17 protein-coding genes are annotated in these 18,072 nt (G+C 58.1%); 14 read left to right on the forward strand and 3 right to left on the reverse strand.

The window, feature by feature from the left end:
• Positions 1–8: 8 nt before the first annotated feature.
• The 7 genes from nusA to AC27VO_RS10210 all read left to right on the forward strand — a co-directional run bounded on the left by nusA (position 9) and on the right by AC27VO_RS10210 (position 9,177).
• Positions 9–1,496, forward strand: a complete 1,488-nt coding sequence (gene nusA / locus AC27VO_RS10180; protein WP_488666595.1) for a transcription termination factor NusA — start codon at positions 9–11, stop codon at positions 1,494–1,496.
• Between the two features lie 24 nt (positions 1,497–1,520).
• Positions 1,521–4,376, forward strand: a complete 2,856-nt coding sequence (infB, locus tag AC27VO_RS10185; RefSeq protein WP_488666596.1) for a translation initiation factor IF-2 — start codon at positions 1,521–1,523, stop codon at positions 4,374–4,376.
• A 92-nt stretch (positions 4,377–4,468) separates the two neighbouring features.
• Entirely contained in the window at positions 4,469–4,849 is a 381-nt protein-coding gene (gene rbfA / locus AC27VO_RS10190) for a 30S ribosome-binding factor RbfA (RefSeq protein WP_488666597.1), read from the forward strand.
• 3 nt (positions 4,850–4,852) lie between these two features.
• A complete protein-coding gene (truB, locus tag AC27VO_RS10195; RefSeq protein WP_488666598.1) occupies positions 4,853–5,818 on the forward strand; it encodes a tRNA pseudouridine(55) synthase TruB in 966 nt (321 codons plus the stop codon).
• A 24-nt stretch (positions 5,819–5,842) separates the two neighbouring features.
• A complete protein-coding gene (gene typA / locus AC27VO_RS10200) occupies positions 5,843–7,672 on the forward strand; it encodes a translational GTPase TypA (RefSeq protein WP_488666599.1) in 1,830 nt (609 codons plus the stop codon).
• A 181-nt stretch (positions 7,673–7,853) separates the two neighbouring features.
• Entirely contained in the window at positions 7,854–8,948 is a 1,095-nt protein-coding gene (locus AC27VO_RS10205; RefSeq protein WP_488666600.1) for an enoyl-CoA hydratase/isomerase family protein, read from the forward strand.
• Positions 8,949–9,042: 94 nt separating this feature from the next.
• Complete coding sequence (locus AC27VO_RS10210; RefSeq protein ID WP_488666601.1) at positions 9,043–9,177, forward strand: hypothetical protein; 135 nt, start codon at positions 9,043–9,045, stop codon at positions 9,175–9,177.
• On the opposite strand, the gene AC27VO_RS10215 is transcribed toward AC27VO_RS10210, so the two are convergent.
• Positions 9,174–10,787: a methyl-accepting chemotaxis protein gene (locus AC27VO_RS10215; protein ID WP_488666602.1), complete on the reverse strand. Its 1,614-nt coding sequence runs from the start codon at positions 10,785–10,787 to the stop codon at positions 9,174–9,176. The genes AC27VO_RS10210 and AC27VO_RS10215 overlap by 4 nt on opposite strands.
• Before the next feature lie 465 nt (positions 10,788–11,252).
• Entirely contained in the window at positions 11,253–11,726 is a 474-nt protein-coding gene (smpB, locus tag AC27VO_RS10220) for an SsrA-binding protein SmpB (protein WP_488666603.1), read from the reverse strand.
• Between the two features lie 151 nt (positions 11,727–11,877).
• Here smpB and AC27VO_RS10225 point away from each other — a divergent pair, with 151 nt between their 5' ends.
• Complete coding sequence (locus AC27VO_RS10225; RefSeq protein ID WP_488666604.1) at positions 11,878–12,318, forward strand: type II toxin-antitoxin system RatA family toxin; 441 nt, start codon at positions 11,878–11,880, stop codon at positions 12,316–12,318.
• Positions 12,311–12,640, forward strand: a complete 330-nt coding sequence (locus AC27VO_RS10230; protein WP_488666605.1) for an RnfH family protein — start codon at positions 12,311–12,313, stop codon at positions 12,638–12,640. The genes AC27VO_RS10225 and AC27VO_RS10230 overlap by 8 nt, the downstream gene beginning before the upstream one ends.
• A gap of 50 nt (positions 12,641–12,690) precedes the next feature.
• Here AC27VO_RS10230 and AC27VO_RS10235 read toward each other — a convergent pair whose 3' ends face one another.
• Positions 12,691–13,104, reverse strand: coding sequence for a hypothetical protein (locus AC27VO_RS10235; protein ID WP_488666606.1), 414 nt, complete (start codon positions 13,102–13,104; stop codon positions 12,691–12,693).
• Positions 13,105–13,345: 241 nt separating this feature from the next.
• On the opposite strand from AC27VO_RS10235, the gene guaB reads away from it, so the two are divergent.
• The 5 genes from guaB to AC27VO_RS10260 all read left to right on the forward strand — a co-directional run.
• The gene (gene guaB / locus AC27VO_RS10240) at positions 13,346–14,821 is read left to right on the forward strand and encodes an IMP dehydrogenase (RefSeq protein WP_488666607.1); all 1,476 of its coding nucleotides are present in this window, start codon (positions 13,346–13,348) and stop codon (positions 14,819–14,821) included.
• A gap of 146 nt (positions 14,822–14,967) precedes the next feature.
• Positions 14,968–15,228 carry a type II toxin-antitoxin system Phd/YefM family antitoxin gene (locus AC27VO_RS10245; protein ID WP_488666608.1) on the forward strand — a complete coding sequence of 87 codons (261 nt, stop codon included), beginning with the start codon at positions 14,968–14,970 and terminating at the stop codon, positions 15,226–15,228.
• Entirely contained in the window at positions 15,225–15,659 is a 435-nt protein-coding gene (locus AC27VO_RS10250) for a type II toxin-antitoxin system VapC family toxin (protein ID WP_488666609.1), read from the forward strand. The genes AC27VO_RS10245 and AC27VO_RS10250 overlap by 4 nt, the downstream gene beginning before the upstream one ends.
• Before the next feature lie 36 nt (positions 15,660–15,695).
• Positions 15,696–17,312 carry a glutamine-hydrolyzing GMP synthase gene (gene guaA, locus AC27VO_RS10255; RefSeq protein WP_488666610.1) on the forward strand — a complete coding sequence of 539 codons (1,617 nt, stop codon included), beginning with the start codon at positions 15,696–15,698 and terminating at the stop codon, positions 17,310–17,312.
• 211 nt (positions 17,313–17,523) lie between these two features.
• Positions 17,524–18,072, forward strand: a 549-nt coding sequence (locus AC27VO_RS10260) for an integrase arm-type DNA-binding domain-containing protein (protein ID WP_488666611.1), incomplete at its 3' end; no start/stop codon positions are given.

Consider the following 18,072-nt stretch of genomic DNA (forward strand, 5'->3'; position numbering starts at 1 on the left):
GTCATCGCATGAACCGCGAACTGTTGATGTTGGTTGAGGCCATTTCGCGCGAAAAGAACGTAGAACGCGATGTGGTGTTTGGTGCCGTTGAGCTGGCTTTGGCACAAGCTACCAAGAAGCTGTACGAAGGCGAAGTGGACATTCGCGTTGCGATCGACCGCGAAAGCGGCGATTACGACACTTTCCGCCGCTGGGTGGTGGTGTCCGATGATGCCGGTCTGCAAAACCCTGAAGCCGAAGAAATGCTGATGGACGCAGAAGACCGCGTCCCCGGTATTCAGGTGGGTGAGTTCATCGAAGAGCAAATCGAATCGCTGCCGATTGGCCGTATCGGTGCGATGACTGCCAAGCAAGTGATCCTGCAAAAGATCCGTGACGCTGAGCGCGAAATGCTGCTCAACGAGTTCATGGCACGTGGTGAGAAGATTTTCACTGGCACCGTCAAGCGCATGGACAAGGGCGACATCATTGTCGAATCCGGTCGTGTGGAAGGCCGCCTGCGTCGCAGCGAGATGATCCCCAAGGAAAATCTGCGCAATGGTGACCGTGTGCGCGCCATGATCATGGAAGTGGACCTGACCCTGCGTGGCGCACCGATCGTGCTGTCGCGCTCGGCCCCTGAGTTCATGATTGAGCTGTTCCGCAACGAAGTGCCAGAAATCGAGCAAGGTCTACTGGAAATCAAGAGCTGCGCACGCGATCCTGGCAGCCGTGCCAAGATTGCAGTGATTTCGCATGACAAGCGTGTGGACCCCATCGGTACCTGCGTCGGTGTGCGTGGCACCCGCGTGAATGCCGTGACCACCGAGTTGGCCGGCGAACGAGTGGATATCGTGCTGTGGTCGGAAGACCCCGCACAATTCGTGATCGGTGCACTGGCGCCAGCGAATGTCTCCTCTATCGTTGTGGATGAAGAAAAGCACGCCATGGATGTGGTGGTGGACGAGGAGAATCTCGCCATCGCTATCGGCCGTGGCGGTCAGAACGTGCGTTTGGCATCGGATCTGACAGGTTGGAAGATCAACATCATGGATGCCGCAGAATCTGCGCAAAAGCAAGCGGAAGAGACAGACTCTGCACGCAAGCTGTTCATTGAAAAGCTGGATGTGGACGAAGAACTCGCCGGCATCCTGGTTGAAGAAGGCTTCAGCAGCCTGGAAGAAGTGGCTTATGTGCCGCTGTCCGAAATGCTGGAAATCGAAGCTTTCGATGAGGAAACCGTGACTGAGTTGCGTGCCCGTGCCAAGGATGCGCTGCTGACCATGGAAATCGCTCAGGAAGAAAGCGTAAGCGGTGTCTCGCAGGAATTGCGTGACCTGGAAGGTCTGACACCTGAGCTGGTCACCAAGTTGGCGGCCGGTGGTGTGTTGACTCGTGATGACTTGGCCGATTTGGCCATCGATGAACTGACCGAGTTGACCGGTCAAACCGAAGACGAAGCCAAGGCTTTGATCATGAAGGCGCGTGAACACTGGTTCACCGACGGTCAGGAATAAGGGTCAGGGAGGATCGAACGGAGTATGTCTTTGAACACTGTTGCCGAGTTCGCTAGCGAACTTAAAAAATCCCCTGAGACCTTGTTGGAACAACTCAAAGCCGCTGGTGTGGCCAAGAGTTCCAGCACTGATGCCTTGACCGAAACGGACAAGCAAAAACTGTTGTCGTACCTCAAAGCCAGCCATGGCTCTGAGGACGGCAAAAAGAAGATCACGCTGACGAAAAAGTCGACCAGCGAGATCAAGCAGGCCGATGCCACTGGCAAGGCCCGCACCATTCAAGTGGAAGTGCGCAAAAAGCGTACTTTCATCAAACGTGACGATGCCCCCGAGGTGGTTGCAGAGGCTGCAGCCCGTTCTGCGCAAGCTGCGCAAGCTTCTCAAGAGCTGGCACGCCGCGAGGAAGAAGCACGCAAGCAAGCAGAGATGATTAGCCAACAAGAAGTGGAACTGGCGCAGTCGCGCCAAGAACGAGAAGAGCGCGAAGAGCGCGCACGCAAAGAGCGTGAAGCGGAAGAGCGCGCTGCTGCTTATGCAGCTGCCGAAGCTGCCAAGGCACGTCAAGCCAAGGAAGCGCAAAAGGAAGCTGCCGCTGGCAATGCTGCTTTTGCTGAAGCACGTGCCAAGGCACAAGCTGACGCCCGCAACAAGGCGGAGGAAGAGTCCCGCCAGCGCCAGGCTGAAGAAGCTGCACGCGCCAAGGATCTGGACGACCGTCGTCGCAAGGCGTTGGCTGAGGCTGAAGCGATTCGCGCCATGATGTCTGCACCCAAGAAGGTGCTGGTCGCCAAGAAGCCTGAAGAGCCCAAGAAGCCTGCTGCACCTGCTGCTGCAGATGCCAAGAAGGCTGTGGGCGCCAAGGATGCCAAGGGTGCAACGACCACGACGGCAGCCAAGGATGGCAATGCTGCGGGCGCCAATCGCGGTGGCAAGGATAAGGAAGTCAAGTCTTCCAAGCTGTCTTCGAGCTGGGGCAATGACGCCAACGGCAAGAAGAAGGAAATCAAGACCCGTGGCGACAGCTCGGGTGGCGTTGGCCGCTCGAACTGGCGCGGTGGTCCTCGCGGCGGTCGCCGTGGTGATCGCAACGACAATCAACACCACCAACAGCAGCAAGAGTTCCGTGCACTGGAGATTTCCGTGCCCGAGACCATCACTGTGGCCGAACTGGCCCACAAGATGGCTGTGAAGGCGTCGGAGCTGATCAAGGTGCTGATGAAGATGGGCCAGATGGTCACCATCAACCAGCCTCTGGATCAGGACACCGCCATGATCGTGGTGGAAGAAATGGGCCACACCGCCAAGGTGGCGGCACTGGATTCCCCAGAAGCGTTCAGCGAAGAAGACGCATCCAAGTACACCGGCGAATTGCTGCCACGTGCGCCAGTCGTGACTGTGATGGGTCACGTGGACCACGGTAAGACATCGCTGCTGGACTACATCCGTCGCTCGCGTGTGGCCTCTGGCGAAGCCGGCGGCATTACACAGCACATCGGTGCGTACCACGTGGAAACACCGCGCGGTATCGTGACGTTCCTGGACACCCCTGGTCACGAGGCGTTTACTGCCATGCGTGCCCGTGGTGCACAGTCCACCGACATCGTGATTCTGGTGTGCGCGGCCGATGACGGCGTGATGCCTCAGACCAAGGAAGCGATCAAGCACGCCAAGGCGGCTGGCGTTCCTATCGTGGTGGCTATCACCAAGGCCGACAAGCCCGATGCCAATCCTGAAAAGGTCAAGCAAGAGCTGGTCGTTGAAGAAGTGGTGCCCGAAGAATACGGTGGCGATTCGCCATTCATCGCAGTGTCTTCCAAGACCGGCGTGGGTGTGGATGCGCTGCTGGAGCAGGTGCTGCTGCAGGCCGAAGTGATGGAACTCAAGGCACCGGTGGATGCATCCGCCAAGGGTCTGGTGATCGAAGCGCAACTGGACAAGGGTCGCGGTACCGTGGCTACGGTGCTGGTGCAGTCCGGTACTTTGAAGGTTGGCGACGTGGTGCTGGCTGGTCAGACTTATGGCCGCGTGCGTGCCATGGTCGACGAAGACGGCAAGAACGCCAAGGAAGCGGGTCCTTCGATTCCTGTGGAAATTCAAGGCCTCAACGAAGTGCCCCAAGCCGGTGACGACTTCATGGTCATGGCTGACGAGCGCCGTGCCCGTGAAATTGCGACCTACCGTGCCGGTAAGTTCCGCAACACCAAGCTGGCTAAGCAGCAAGCTGCGAAGCTGGAGAACATGTTCTCCGACATGACGGCTGGCAACGTGCAGACCCTGCCTTTGATCATCAAGGCCGACGTGCAAGGCTCGCAAGAAGCCCTGGCGACTTCCTTGCTCAAGCTGTCGACCGACGAAGTCAAGGTACAGATCGTGTACTCCGGCGTGGGTGGTATTTCCGAATCCGACGTCAATTTGGCGCTGGCTTCCAAGGCCATCATCATCGGCTTCAATGTGCGTGCTGACGCCCAAGCCCGTAAGACGGCCGAAGGCAACGACGTGGATCTGCGCTACTACAACATCATTTACGATGCGGTAGACGAAGTGAAGTCCGCCATGTCCGGCATGCTGGCCCCCGAAAAGCGTGAAGAAATCATCGGTATGGCCGAGATTCGCACCGTGTTCGTGGCCTCCAAGATCGGTACGGTGGCTGGTTCCTACATCACCCAGGGTCACGTTACCCGCAACGCACACTTCCGTTTGCTGCGCGACAACGTGGTTATCTACACGGGTGAGATCGAATCGCTGCGCCGCATGAAGGACGATGTCAAGGAAGTCAAGGAAGGCTTCGAGTGCGGTATCAAGCTGCGCAACTACAACGACATCCGCGAAAACGACATGCTGGAAGTGTTCGAAATCAAGGAAATCGCGCGTACGCTGTAAACCATAGCTGCCAGCGCTGATGAATAAAGGGTTTGAAGGTCGAAAGGCTTTCAAACCCTTCTCTGACTAGCGCTACAAGCTCCTAATTTTTAATGCCACCTAAACGTAAATCTGCTGCACCCAATCGCAGCTATAAAGTGAACGACCAGATCCAACGTGATCTGGCGGAGCTGATCGCCCGCGAGTTGAAGGACCCGCGGGTCGGCATGGTCACCTTGCAGGCTGTGGAAGTCACGCCCGACTATGCGCACGCCAAAGTGTTTTTCAGCCTGCTGATCGGGGATCCGGATGAGTCGCAAAAGGCGCTGAACCAAGCTGCAGGCTTCCTGCGCAACGGCTTGTTCAAGCGTTTGCACATCCACACCGTACCTACTTTGCACTTCATCTACGACCGCACCTCTGAGCGCGCATCGGACATGAACGCCTTGATCGCCAAGGCTGTGGCGTCGCGCGGACCGGAAGAGGCCCAATAAGCTATGAACGCCACGCGCACACGGGTGCAGCGGCGCCCTGTGCATGGGGTGGTGCTGCTCGATAAACCCATTGGTCTGTCCAGTAATGACGCTTTGCAAAAAGTGAAGTGGTTGCTGCGCGCAGAAAAAGCCGGGCATACCGGAACGCTGGACCCTCTGGCCACGGGTGTTTTGCCCTTGTGCTTTGGGGCTGCCACCAAGTTCAGCCAGCTGCAGCTGGAAGCGCCTAAAACCTATATCGCTGTGGCCCGCTTGGGCCAAGTCACCACCACGGCCGATGCCGAAGGTGAGGTGTTGCGCGAGCGCCCGGTTGATATGGCAGCTTACACCGCTGAGCGTTTGGCGCAGGTGCAGGCCCAGTTCACCGGCCCCATCCAGCAAGTGCCGCCCATGTACAGTGCCCTCAAGAAAGATGGCAAAGCCCTGTACGAGTACGCGCGCGCTGGCATAGAAATTGAACGCCCTGCACGGGACGTGACCATTCATGCACTGGACATCGTTTTGTGCAAGGATGCGGACGGAATGGATGCCCTGCAGCTGACGGTGACGTGCAGCAAGGGCACTTATATACGTACGTTGGCAGAGGATGTGGGGGAGGCGCTCGGTTGTGGCGCCCATCTGCGTTTGCTGCGCCGTACCGATACGGGCGGCATTGGTGTCGATCATTGCATCACTTTGGATGCTTTGATCGCCATGCCCGAGGAAGAGCGCATGCGCTATGTGCAGCCAGCAGACTGTCTGCTGCATGCCCATACGCGCGTGCTGCTGGATGCGCGTGAAAGCGGCCGGTTTCTGACCGGTCTGCGTCGCCGTGGTGATTGGCCCGATGCCGAGGCCGTTGCCGTATATGGAGATGAACCGCGCGCCTTGCTGGGTGTGGGGCACATCACAAGTGGGGAGCTGATACCCGATCGCCTGCTCAGCCCCCTAGAAATTCAACAAATTTTAGAAGGCACGCCGCGCGCATAAGTGTCGTGGCATTTTGGAAACAGTATGAGCAAAGAAATCCGCAACATCGCCATCATTGCGCACGTTGACCATGGTAAGACCACCATGGTGGACCAGTTGCTGCGCCAATCCGGTACTTTCGCCGAACACGAAAAAGTCGTGGACACGGTGATGGACAACCACGCCATCGAACGTGAGCGTGGCATTACCATCCTGGCCAAGAACTGCGCCGTGTCTTGGAAAGACACCCACATCAACATTCTCGACACACCCGGCCACGCGGACTTCGGTGGTGAAGTGGAACGCGCGCTGTCCATGGTGGACGGTGTGGTGTTGTTGATCGATGCGCAAGAAGGCCCTATGCCTCAGACCCGCTTCGTGACCAAGAAGGCACTGGCTCTGGGCCTGCGTCCTATCGTGGTGGTGAACAAGGTGGACAAGCCCGGTGCCAACCCCGACAAGGTGGTGAACGCTGCGTTTGACCTGTTCGACAAGCTGGGTGCTACGGACGAGCAGCTGGACTTCCCCGTGGTGTACGCATCCGGTATCAACGGCTGGTCTTCCAAGGAAGAGGGCGAGCCCGGCGCCAAGTGGGGCGAAGACATGTCGGCCCTGTTCGACACCATCCTGGAGCACGTGCCTTCCGTGAAGGGTGATGCTTCGGCGCCTTTGCAGCTGCAAATCTCTGCGCTGGACTACTCCACCTTCGTGGGCCGTATTGGCGTGGGCCGTATCACCCAAGGTACGATCAAGCCCGGTCAGCAAGTGACTGTGATGGCTGGCCTGGATGGCAAGCCTTACACCGGCAAGATCAACCAAGTGCACACCTTCCAAGGTATTGATCGCGTGCAAGCGACCGAAGCTGGTCCTTCCGAGATCGTGCTGGTCAGCGGTATCGAAAACATCGGTATCGGCGAAACCGTGACCGACACTGCCAATCCTCAGCCTATGCCTATGCTGAAGATTGACGAGCCTACCCTGACCATGAACTTCTGCGTGAACACCTCGCCCCTGGCAGGTCGTGAAGGCAAGTACGTGACCAGCCGTCAAATCTGGGACCGCCTGCAAAAGGAACTGCGCTCGAACGTGGCTCTGCGCGTCAAAGAAACCGACGAAGACGGTATCTTTGAAGTGTCTGGCCGTGGTGAACTGCACCTGACCATTCTGCTGGAAGAAATGCGCCGCGAAGGCTATGAGCTGGCCGTGTCCAAGCCCCGCGTGGTGATGCAGATGATCGACGGCGTGAAGTGCGAGCCTATCGAGCTGGTGACTGCCGACATCGAAGAAGGCCACCAAGGCGGCGTGATGCAAGCCCTGGGCGAGCGCAAGGGCGAGCTGGTGAACATGGAACCCGATGGACGCGGTCGCGTGCGTCTGGAATACCGTATTCCTGCCCGTGGTCTGATCGGTTTCACCAACGAGTTCTTGAACTTGACACGTGGTTCCGGCCTGATCGCCAACATTTTCGACAGCTACGAACCCCATAAGGGTGACATCGGTGGCCGCAAGAACGGCGTGCTGATCTCCATGGACGACGGTGAAATCTTCACTTACGCCCTGGGCAAGCTGGACGACCGTGGCCGTATGTTCGTCAAGCCTAACGACCCTGTGTACGAAGGCATGATTGTGGGTATCCACAGCCGTGACAACGACCTGATCGTGAATGCTACGCGTACCAAGCAGCTGACCAACTTCCGCGTATCCGGCAAGGAAGACGCGATCAAGATCACGCCTCCTATCGATCTGTCGCTGGAATACGGTGTGGAATTCATCGAAGACGACGAGCTGCTGGAAATCACGCCTACCAGCCTGCGCGTTCGCAAGCGCTTCCTGAAAGAGCACGACCGCAAGCGTGCTTCGCGCGAAAACGCATAAGCCAGTGGCTGCTTAGGCAGCGCTGTGCACCAAAGGCCGCCTTGTGCGGCCTTTTTTTATGCCTGCACGCACGGCGTGCGACCTATGGTTTGTCCTAGGAGTGCAGTTTGGGTGACAAAGTCACAGGCGTGTCTGCGCTATGGTGTGGGCTTCTTTGAAGACACGTGGAGCATCCTCAAAAATGTCCGAGACAACCGTAGACGTACTGGCCGAAGTCAAAGGCCGTGTGGGCTTTCTTACGCTGAACCGCCCCAAAGCCATCAATGCCCTGTCTCTGGGCATGGTGCGCACGCTGCTGGCGCAGCTGCTGGCCTGGAAGGACGATCCGCAGGTGCTGGCCGTGGCCATTCGCGGCAGCCACAAGGAAGGGGTGTTTGGGCACTTCTGCGCCGGTGGTGATATTCGCTTTTTGCACCAGGCGGGCAGCACGGGCAATCCGGAGCTGGAAGATTTCTTCACGGAAGAGTACGCACTCAATCACCTGATCTTCAGCTACCCCAAGCCCTATATCGCCTTCATGGATGGGATTGTGATGGGTGGCGGCATGGGCATCAGCCAGGGTGCCAGCGTGCGCATCGTGACCGAAAAAACCAAGATGGCGATGCCTGAGACCATCATCGGCCTGTTCCCCGATGTGGGCGGTGGCTACTTCCTCTCGCGCTGCCCCGGTGCCGTGGGTGAATGGCTGGCACTGACGGGGGACACCATCCTGGCTGCCGATGCCCTGGCATTCAACCTGGCAGACGCTTACCTGCCGGCGGCGCAGCAAGCCAGCTTGTGGGATGCGCTGGCGGCGCAGGCCTTTGCAGATGGTGCAGCGGTGCAGGCTTTTGTGCAGGCGCACACGCAGCCTGCTGCACCCCAGACCGCGCGCGATGTGGCGGAGATTGACCACGTGTTCAGCCAGCCGAGCGTGCCCGCCATCATGCAGGCGTTGCAGTCCAGTGGCAGTGAGTGGGCGCAAACCACAGCAGCGGCTTTGCGCAAGCGCTCTCCGCTGATGCTGTTTGTGGTGCTGGAGCAAATTCGCCGTGCGCGTGGCATGGATGTGGCCACCGACTTGCGCATGGAGCGCGACATGGTGCGCCACTGCTTTTATCTGCGCCCGGGCCAGAGTGAGACCGTGGAAGGTATCCGCGCGCTGGCGGTAGACAAGGACCACAGCCCGCAGTGGAACCCGGCCAGTATCGAAGAGGTGCCCGAGGCGCTGTGGCGTGCCTTCTTTGCCAGCCCATGGCCTGCGCATTCCCACCCCTTGGTGGCGTTGAAGGACTAGCACTAGGCCACCAGGCCGGGTGCTCCCTGTGCCTGTGTGCCCTTGGCGCTACCGTGATGGCGATGGGTGAGGGGGCAGGCGCTGCGAGTGCACCATGCAAAAAGCCACCGCGGTATGGGCGGCGGCTTTTTCTATAAAGAGAGCGGCTAGCGCTGATTTTGTTTGGTTTTCAAATAGAAAACTATCTGAAGACCAATCAAACCAAGCGCAAGCTACTCCTTTTATTTAAGCAATCAAGGCGCGTTGCGGCTTGCGCGTGAAACCCTGTGGCACGGCAGCATGGGACATGCTGGAGAGCTTGAACTTGCTCACGGTCTCACGCAGCTGCGAGGCCTGGGCATGCAGGTGGGCGGCAGCAGCGCTGGATTCTTCAACCAGTGCAGCGTTTTGCTGGGTCATCTGGTCGATGGTGGCAATGCTCTGGTTGAGTTGTGTGGCGCCCAGGCTTTGCTCGTTGGTGGAGGCGTTGACCTCCGAGACGATGTCTTGCACGCGGGTAACGTTGTCCAGAATGCTCTGCATGGACTGGCTGGATTGCTGCACCAGCTCGGTGCCCGCGCTGACGCTTTGCAAGTTGGAGTCGATCAGCTGGCGGATCTCCTTGGCGGCTTCGGCGCTGCGGCCCGCCAGGGTGCGCACTTCACCGGCCACCACCGCAAAGCCACGGCCTTGTTCACCGGCGCGGGCCGCTTCTACGGCGGCGTTCAGCGCCAGGATGTTGGTCTGGAAAGCGATGCCATCAATCACGCCAATGATGTCGCCAATCTTCTGGCTGCTTTGCTGAATCTCTTGCATGGTGCGCTGTACATGCTGCGATTGCTCAAAGCCTTGCTGCGTGGCCTGGGAAGAGCTGCGCGTGAGCAGCTCTGCCTGGCGCGTGGCTTCGGTGCATTGCTGGGCGTTGGTGCTCAGTTGCTCCACGGCGCTGGCGCTTTCTTCCAGATTGGCAGCGGTGCTCTCGGTGCGGCTGCTCAAATCGTTGCTGCCGCTGGCCACTTGCTCGCTGGCGGTCGAGATGCTTTGCGATGCCTGCAGCACCTGGGTCATGGTGGTGTGCAGCACCGTGCGCATTTCATCCATGGAGCGCAGCAGCTGGCCGGTCTCGTCTTGGTGATAGCGACCTTGGGCGCTGCCGCCGAGGTCCAGGCTGGCGATGGCGCTGGCCGTATGCATCACCGTGCGCAGTGGGCGGGTGATGCTGCGGCTGACCAAAATAGCCAGCGCAATGCCCACGACCAGTGCGACCAAGGTAAAGGCGGCAATCTTCCAGATGCTGTCTACACGGGCTTTTTCATTGGCCTGGTTGAGGCTGTCCAGCGTGGCGCGCTGCATGTAAAGCAGCTCATCGGCAGCGCCCATGTAGGCATTGATGCTGGGCAAAAACTTTTCTTCGTAGATGCGGTCAGCCCCGACGTGATCGCCTTGCGCGCGCAGGTCATACACGGCCTGGCGGGTGTTCATGTACTGGGGGCGAATTTCGTTTTGGATCTTCGCGTACAGCGCGGTCTGTGCCGGGGTTTTTTCACCGTCGGTGATGTACTTCAAAATTTTGCCGTTGATGGCCGCTTCGGCCTTGGCAAATTGCTCAAAGTGCTTGGCCAGATTGGGATCGTCCGAGCGGGCGAGGGCAGCGCTGCGCTGTGCACCGGCACGAATGTGTGCAGACCAGTCCTTGATGGCGCGCTCGACCACCAGCACTTCTTCCATCATGTGTGCCTGGGCTGCGCTTTGCTGCACAAATTGATAGATCGCCAAGCCACTGCTGGCGATGAACAAAACCAAAATGCTGACCACGACGGCAGCGAGCTTGCGGCCTATCGACCAATTTGCCAAAAACATCTGTGCATCCTTCAGTGATCGCGTAGCACCTGTGGCACGAGGTGGGTTGACGATCGTCAAAATAATGCATGAAGTCTAACTGTGAATTTATGTAACGCAACGGGTGATGAAAGCTTGTTTTTCTACTGAATTGCAAGTATCTAAAGGCTTTTGTGCTAGTTTTTATGCTGAATGCGTGGAAGAGATTGGCATGTAAATACGGGTTAACGCGCATATAAAAATACACAATATTCAGGAGAGAGCTTTGCCAGCGCTTGTCCGGCGTGGCTGGTCTGCGAAGTGGGTACGGACCGACGGTGCTGCTGTTTGCGCCAGGAGATAAAGGGCGTTGGTGCTGGTTGGGGTGTGGCATGTCGCGCACGGCAGGCGCATAAAAAAAGAGCTGCCCGCGCAGGCAGCTCTTGGGTTTGTGGCCAAAATGATGCACATGCCAGCGCTGTTGGTAGCGCTGGCAGGGTTAAGGGGTCAGCGGTTGCGGCTTTTCATGGCGCGCTCCACCTCGCGCTTGCCTTCGCGGTCGCGGATCACATCGCGCTTGTCGTGCTCGCCCTTGCCCTTGGCCAGGGCCACTTCGCACTTCACCAGACCATTCTTCCAGTGCAGATTGATGGGCACCAGGGTGTAGCCTTTTTGCTCGACCTTGCCAATCAGGCGCTTGATTTCGTCCTTCTTCATCAGCAGCTTCTTGATGCGCGCTGAATCAGGGCTGACGTGGGTGGAGGCCGTCTTGAGTGGCTGAATCTGGCAACCAATCAAATACAGCTCGCCTTCCTTGATGATGACGTAGCCTTCGCTGATCTGTGCCTTGCCGCTGCGCAGGGCTTTGACTTCCCAGCCATGCAGCACAATGCCAGCCTCGTGGCGTTCTTCAAAGAAATAGTTGAACGCCGCTTTCTTGTTGTCCGCAATGCGGGAGTTGGTTTCTGGTGTTTTTGCCATGGGTCTTTCTGGGCGGGTGACCCGCAGATGCCGGGCTCTACCTACAATGGGCGTTTCTCCCGCTTAAGCAGCAATTCTAGTTTCTCCAGCCCAGCGTGATCACCAAGGTGTGCAATGCCCCAAGGTTCGACTGCGTGGGTTTTGTGTTTGCATGAAAAACGTTAACAAGTCCGTCCTCATCTGGTATAGCCCCGAAGAAATGTTCGCCCTGGTGGCGGATGTGGCGCGCTATCCTGAGTTTTTGCCATGGTGTTCGCACACCAAGGTGCTGGAGCAGGACGCGCAGAGCATGACGGCAGAGGTCGGCATGTCCATGGGGGCGCTGCGCAAATCGTTTGTGACGCGCAATGTGCACGAAGGCCAGCGCAAGATCAGCATGCGCCTGGTCAAAGGGCCTTTTTCACGCCTGGAAGGCCACTGGATTTTCCACCCTGTGGGAGATGGATCGCAGCGCGCCTGCAAGGTGGAACTGCAGCTGGACTACGGTTTTGACAGCGTGGCGATTGCAGCCCTGATTGGCCCCATTTTTGACCGTATCGCCAACTCCATGGTGGATGCCTTCATCAAGCGCGCTGAAAAAGTGTATGGCTGAGGCGCAGGTACTGGCCGTTACCGTGACCTGGGTGGATGCCCAGGGCGCGGTGCAGGAGCAGGAAACGGTGTTGCAGGCCGGTGCATGCTTGCAAGAGGCGCTGGCTGCCTGCAGCCTGACGCTGGGTGTGGACCAGGCATGCGGCGTGTGGGGGCGGGCTCAATCGCTGGGTCATGTGCTGCAGGCCGGTGATCGCGTAGAGTTGTATCAGCCACTCAAGGTGGACCCCAAGGTGGCGCGCCGTGAGCGCTTTGCCAAGCAGGGGGCGCGCAGCGCAGGCTTGTTTGCCAGTCGCCGCGCACACAGCAAAGCCGGCTATTAAGCCGGCTTTTTTGCAAGTACAGATCCTGTGACCGCGGTCGCTGGCCGCACTTATTTGCAGCTGTCTTTGATGATTTTCTGGGTGCGCTGCAAATCAGACTGGCGCTGCTCTTCGGTCATGAGGCCACGCTCGCCTTTTTCATTGACATGGGCGACCAGCCCGCCCGATTGCAGGGTGGCTTGGGTGGCACGGGCGCGCTGACAATTTTCCTGCCGCGCTTTGGCCTGCTGGGCCTCTTGCTTTTTGCGCTCCGCTTCTTCGGCCTTTTGCTTGGTTTCTTCTGCCGCTTTGTCGCGCGCGGCCGCTTGCTCTTCTTCCTTGGTCGGTGCAGCGGCTGGTGCGGGAGGGGCTGCTGGTGCAGGTGCCGCCGCAGGGGCGGGTGCTACAGCGGCCGGTGCCGTGTTTTCCGTGGTGGGATAGAGGATCTTTTCTTTGGCAGAGTGGGTGCCATGGGGTTGCTTCAAAATCTGTTTCTGCGATATCTGTGCTGGTGGTGGACGATCGCTAAAGACCTTGCGACCTGTTTCATCCACCCATTGCCATTGGGCGAAAACACTGCAACTACAAGCGCTTAAAGCGGCGGCGATCAAGAGTTTCTGGGTGTTCATAGGTGCCAGTTTAGCGCCCACTTGCAAGGTTTCTTGTTGCGCGCACGGCACGTGCTTTATCTGGGAAAGCTACAATCTTTCTTTTGGAGCCTTCACAATGCGCCTTCTCGGAAAAGCACTGACCTTTGACGACGTTCTGCTCGTTCCCGCCTACTCCGAAGTCCTGCCCAAGGACGTATCTCTTTCCACTCAGTTCACACGCAACATCACGTTGAACCTGCCTTTGGTCTCTGCGGCCATGGATACGGTTACGGAAGCGCGTCTGGCGATTGCCATTGCCCAAGAAGGCGGCATTGGGGTGATCCACAAGAACATGACGGCCGAGCAACAAGCGGCCGAAGTGTCCAAGGTCAAGCGCCATGAGTCTGGTGTGGTGCACGATCCCATCGTGATCACACCTGAGCACACCGTACTCCAAGTGCTGCAGCTGTCGGAAGAGCGTGGTATTTCCGGCTTCCCCGTGTGCGATGGCGGCAAGGTGGTCGGTATCGTGACCAGCCGTGACGTGCGCTTTGAGACACGCTACGACGTCAAGGTGCGCGAGATCATGACGCCCCGCGAAAAGCTGATCACCGTCAACGAAAAAGACGGCACCACCCCCGCGCAAGCCAAGGTGCTGCTGAACAAGCACAAGCTTGAACGTATCTTGGTGGTGAACGATGCCTTTGAACTCAAGGGCCTGATTACCGTCAAGGACATCAACAAGCAAACCAATTTCCCCAATGCTGCACGTGACTCCGCAGGTCGTTTGCGCGTGGCTGCTGCCGTGGGTGTGGGTGCTGGTACCGAAGAGCGCGTGGAGCTGCTGGCCAAGGCAGGAGTGGACGCCATCGTGGTGGACACCGCGCACGGTCACTCCAAGGGCGTGATCGACCGCGTGCGTTGGGTCAAGAAAAACTACCCACAAATCGAAGTGATTGGCGGCAACATCGCCACGGGCGCTGCTGCGCTGGCGCTGGTGGAAGCGGGCGCAGATGCCGTGAAGGTTGGTATCGGCCCTGGCTCCATTTGCACCACACGTATCGTGGCCGGTGTGGGTGTGCCCCAGATCATGGCTATCTCGAACGTGGCGCAGGCCTTGAAGGGCACGGGCGTGCCTTTGATTGGTGACGGTGGTATTCGTTTCTCGGGTGATATCTCCAAGGCGCTGGCTGCTGGTGCATCCACCATCATGATGGGCGGCATGTTTGCCGGTACCGAAGAAGCGCCTGGCGAAGTGATTCTGTACCAAGGCCGCTCTTACAAGAGCTACCGCGGCATGGGCTCCATCGGTGCCATGCAACAAGGTTCTGCCGACCGTTATTTCCAAGAATCTTCGACCGGCAACCCCACTGCGGACAAGCTGGTGCCCGAAGGTATTGAAGGTCGCGTGCCTTACAAGGGCTCGATGGTTTCCATCGTGTACCAAATGGCTGGCGGTATCCGCGCTTCTATGGGCTATTGCGGTTGTGCCACCATCCAGGAAATGGGCGAGAAGGCTGAGTTTGTGGAAATCACGGCAGCTGGTATCCGTGAGTCGCACGTGCACGACGTGCAGATCACCAAGGAAGCGCCGAACTACCGCGCGGACTAATAGATCTCCCCCTGAGCCTTCTTTGGCGAAAGCTGGTGTGAAGGTCATAGGGGGGATTATTTAGACCAGAACTGCAAAGTTCTGGTCAGAATGCTAAAATCTGGTCAGAACTTCTGGTTTGGCCAGATTTTTTTATTTCTACCTCCATGCAATCTGTCGGTATCTACGAAGCCAAAACCCGCTTTTCCGCTTTGATTGAATTGGTCGAAGCGGGCGAGGAAGTGCGCATAACCCGCCACGGCAAAGAAGTGGTGCGTATGCTGCCCGTGCGCCGTCGCCCCGTGATTACCGATGAGCAGATTGCCAGAGAGTTAGAGCAAATTCAGGCCCTGCAGCAGACGGTGCAAGCGCCAGAAGCTATGAAAAGCGTAGTTGCTTTGCGCCAAGAAGGGCGGAGTAACGCATGACCGCTTTTGTGATGGACGCCTCAGTCACCGCCGCATGGTTGCTGCCCGATCAGGCCAGCAGCCACACCCAGCGCCTGTATGCTCGCATTCGCCGCCATGAGGTGGACCCGCAAGCCCCCAATGTCTGGCAGTGGGAATGCGGCAACCTGATAGCCTCGGGCGTCAACAACGGACGCATCCCGCACAGCTCTGTCGAAGGGCTGTGGGGCGTTTTGGAAGCCATTCGCCATCGTGTGGAACTGCACGACCTGGCACCTGCCCAGCACAAAGCTGTGCTGGATGTGGCGCTGGACACCGGCTTGCCGGTGTACGACGCAGCGTATTTGTGGCTGGCGCAGTCGTTAAAACTGCCGCTGGCTTCATTCGATCCTGCCCAAGTCGCTGCGGCGCAAAAGCGTGGAATCACGCTCTTGGCCGAAAGTGATTTTTGAAACGGATACCCCTTCCTCTTGCCTTTGGATCACACCATGCAACATGACAAGATTCTGATTCTTGACTTCGGATCGCAAGTCACCCAGCTGATCGCACGCCGCGTGCGCGAAGCCCATGTGTACTGCGAAGTTCACCCCTGCGACGTGAGCAGCGAATGGGTGCGCGAATTTGCCGCTGACGGCCGCCTCAAAGGCGTGATTCTGTCGGGCAGCCACGCTTCGGTCTACGAAGTGGACGACCGCGCCCCTGACGCCGTGTTTGAGCTGGGCATTCCCGTGCTGGGCATCTGCTACGGCATGCAGACCATGGCCACCCAATTGGGCGGCAAGGTCGAAGGCTCTGACAGCCGCGAATTCGGTTACGCCGAAGTGCGCGCCCACGGTCACACCAAGCTGTTCGAAGGCATCCAAGACTTCGTGACTGCTGAAGGCCACGGCATGCTCAAGGTCTGGATGAGCCACGGCGACAAGGTCACCCAGTTGCCCGAAGGCTTCAAGGTCATGGCATCGACCCCTTCGTGTCCTATCGCCGGTATGGCCGACGAAGTGCGTCGCTTCTATGCTGTGCAGTTCCACCCTGAAGTCACGCACACCGTGCAGGGCCAGGCCATGCTCAACCGCTTTGTGCTGGATATCTGCGGCACACAGGCGGACTGGATCATGGGCGACTACATCGAAGAAGCTGTTGCCAAGATTCGCGAACAAGTTGGTGACGAAGAAGTGATTCTGGGTCTGTCCGGCGGCGTGGATTCGTCCGTGGCGGCTGCCCTGATTCACCGTGCCATTGGTGACCAGCTGACCTGCGTGTTCGTCGATCACGGCCTGTTGCGCCTGAACGAAGGCGATATGGTCATGGACATGTTTGAAGGCAAGCTCAACGCGAAGGTCATTCGCGTGGACGCTTCCGACATGTTCTTGGGCGAGCTGGCAGGTGTGTCTGAGCCTGAGCAAAAGCGCAAGATCATTGGCCGTCTGTTTGTGGATGTGTTCAAGAGCGAAGCTTCCAAGCTCAAGGCTGCCAACGCAGGCTCCAAGGGTGCGACTTTCCTGGCCCAAGGCACGATCTACCCCGACGTGATCGAGTCGGGTGGTGCCAAGTCCAAGAAGGCTGTCACCATCAAGAGCCACCACAACGTGGGTGGCTTGCCTGAGCAACTGGGCCTGAAGCTGCTGGAGCCTCTGCGCGACCTGTTCAAGGATGAAGTGCGCGAACTGGGTGTGGCGCTGGGCTTGCCCCGCGGCATGGTCTATCGCCATCCATTCCCTGGCCCCGGTCTGGGTGTGCGCATCTTGGGTGAAGTGAAAAAGGAATACGCCGACCTGCTGCGCCGCGCCGATGCCATCTTCATCGAAGAGCTGAACAACTGGATCGACGAAGCGACTGGCAAGAGCTGGTACGACCTGACCAGCCAGGCCTTCACCGTGTTCTTGCCCGTCAAGAGCGTGGGCGTGATGGGCGACGGCCGCACTTACGACTACGTCGTGGCCCTGCGCGCCGTGGTGACGAGCGACTTCATGACTGCTGAATGGGCCGAGCTGCCTTACGGCCTACTCAAGAAGGTCTCTGGCCGCATCATCAACGAAGTGCGTGGTATCAACCGCGTGACTTATGACGTGAGCACCAAGCCACCAGCAACGATTGAGTGGGAATAATTTACAGTGATTCCGAGACGTCCAGCAGCGTCTTGGATTTCGCATACCTCTTTGAAATTCAACGAGTTAAGTGTTTTTTGCAATCCTATGCGGTGCAACGAGAACCACATATTTTTACGGCAAATTTGACGGTAAATCCGTGATTTCCTGAGGCGCTGCTTTTCTTTACCGACACGTGTTGTGACGGTAAAGTTTTTAAAGAAAGGCAGCTATGCTCACAGACACGGAACTGCGCAAACTGCGCCCTAAAGACAAGGCATTCAAAATTGCCGACCGAGACGGCATGTACGTCTCGGTCTCCCCTGCTGGAACCAAGTCGTTCCGATACGACTACCGTCTCAATGGCAGACGTGAAACGCTGACCATTGGCCGCTATGACGAGTCTCTCGGATCAAAGTCCTCCCGTGAGTCAAGCGAGCTTGAGTTCGGTCTATCCGTTTCCCTGGCAGAAGCACGGGCGCTACTTGCAATAGCTAGACGCAGCGTCGAAGCGGGTGAATCACCATCCAGAAGCAAGGTTGAAAAGCGACAAGAAGCAGCAGACGCGCTGACTTTCTCAAGCTGGGCTGAGCGCTATTTCGCTGACAAAGCGGACCCCAACAACAGTGCACGCTTGGCCGACTCGACCATCGCCATGCGGCGCTCTGTCTACAAGCGCTATCTGGAGGGCCCTTTTGGCAAGCTGAAGCTTGACGAAATCAAGCCAGCGCAGTTGATGAAGCACTGCGAAAGCATTCGTGAAAAAGGTGCTTCTGCACCA

The sequence above is a fragment of the Comamonas sp. 14P8.1.4 genome, assembly GCF_057799285.1.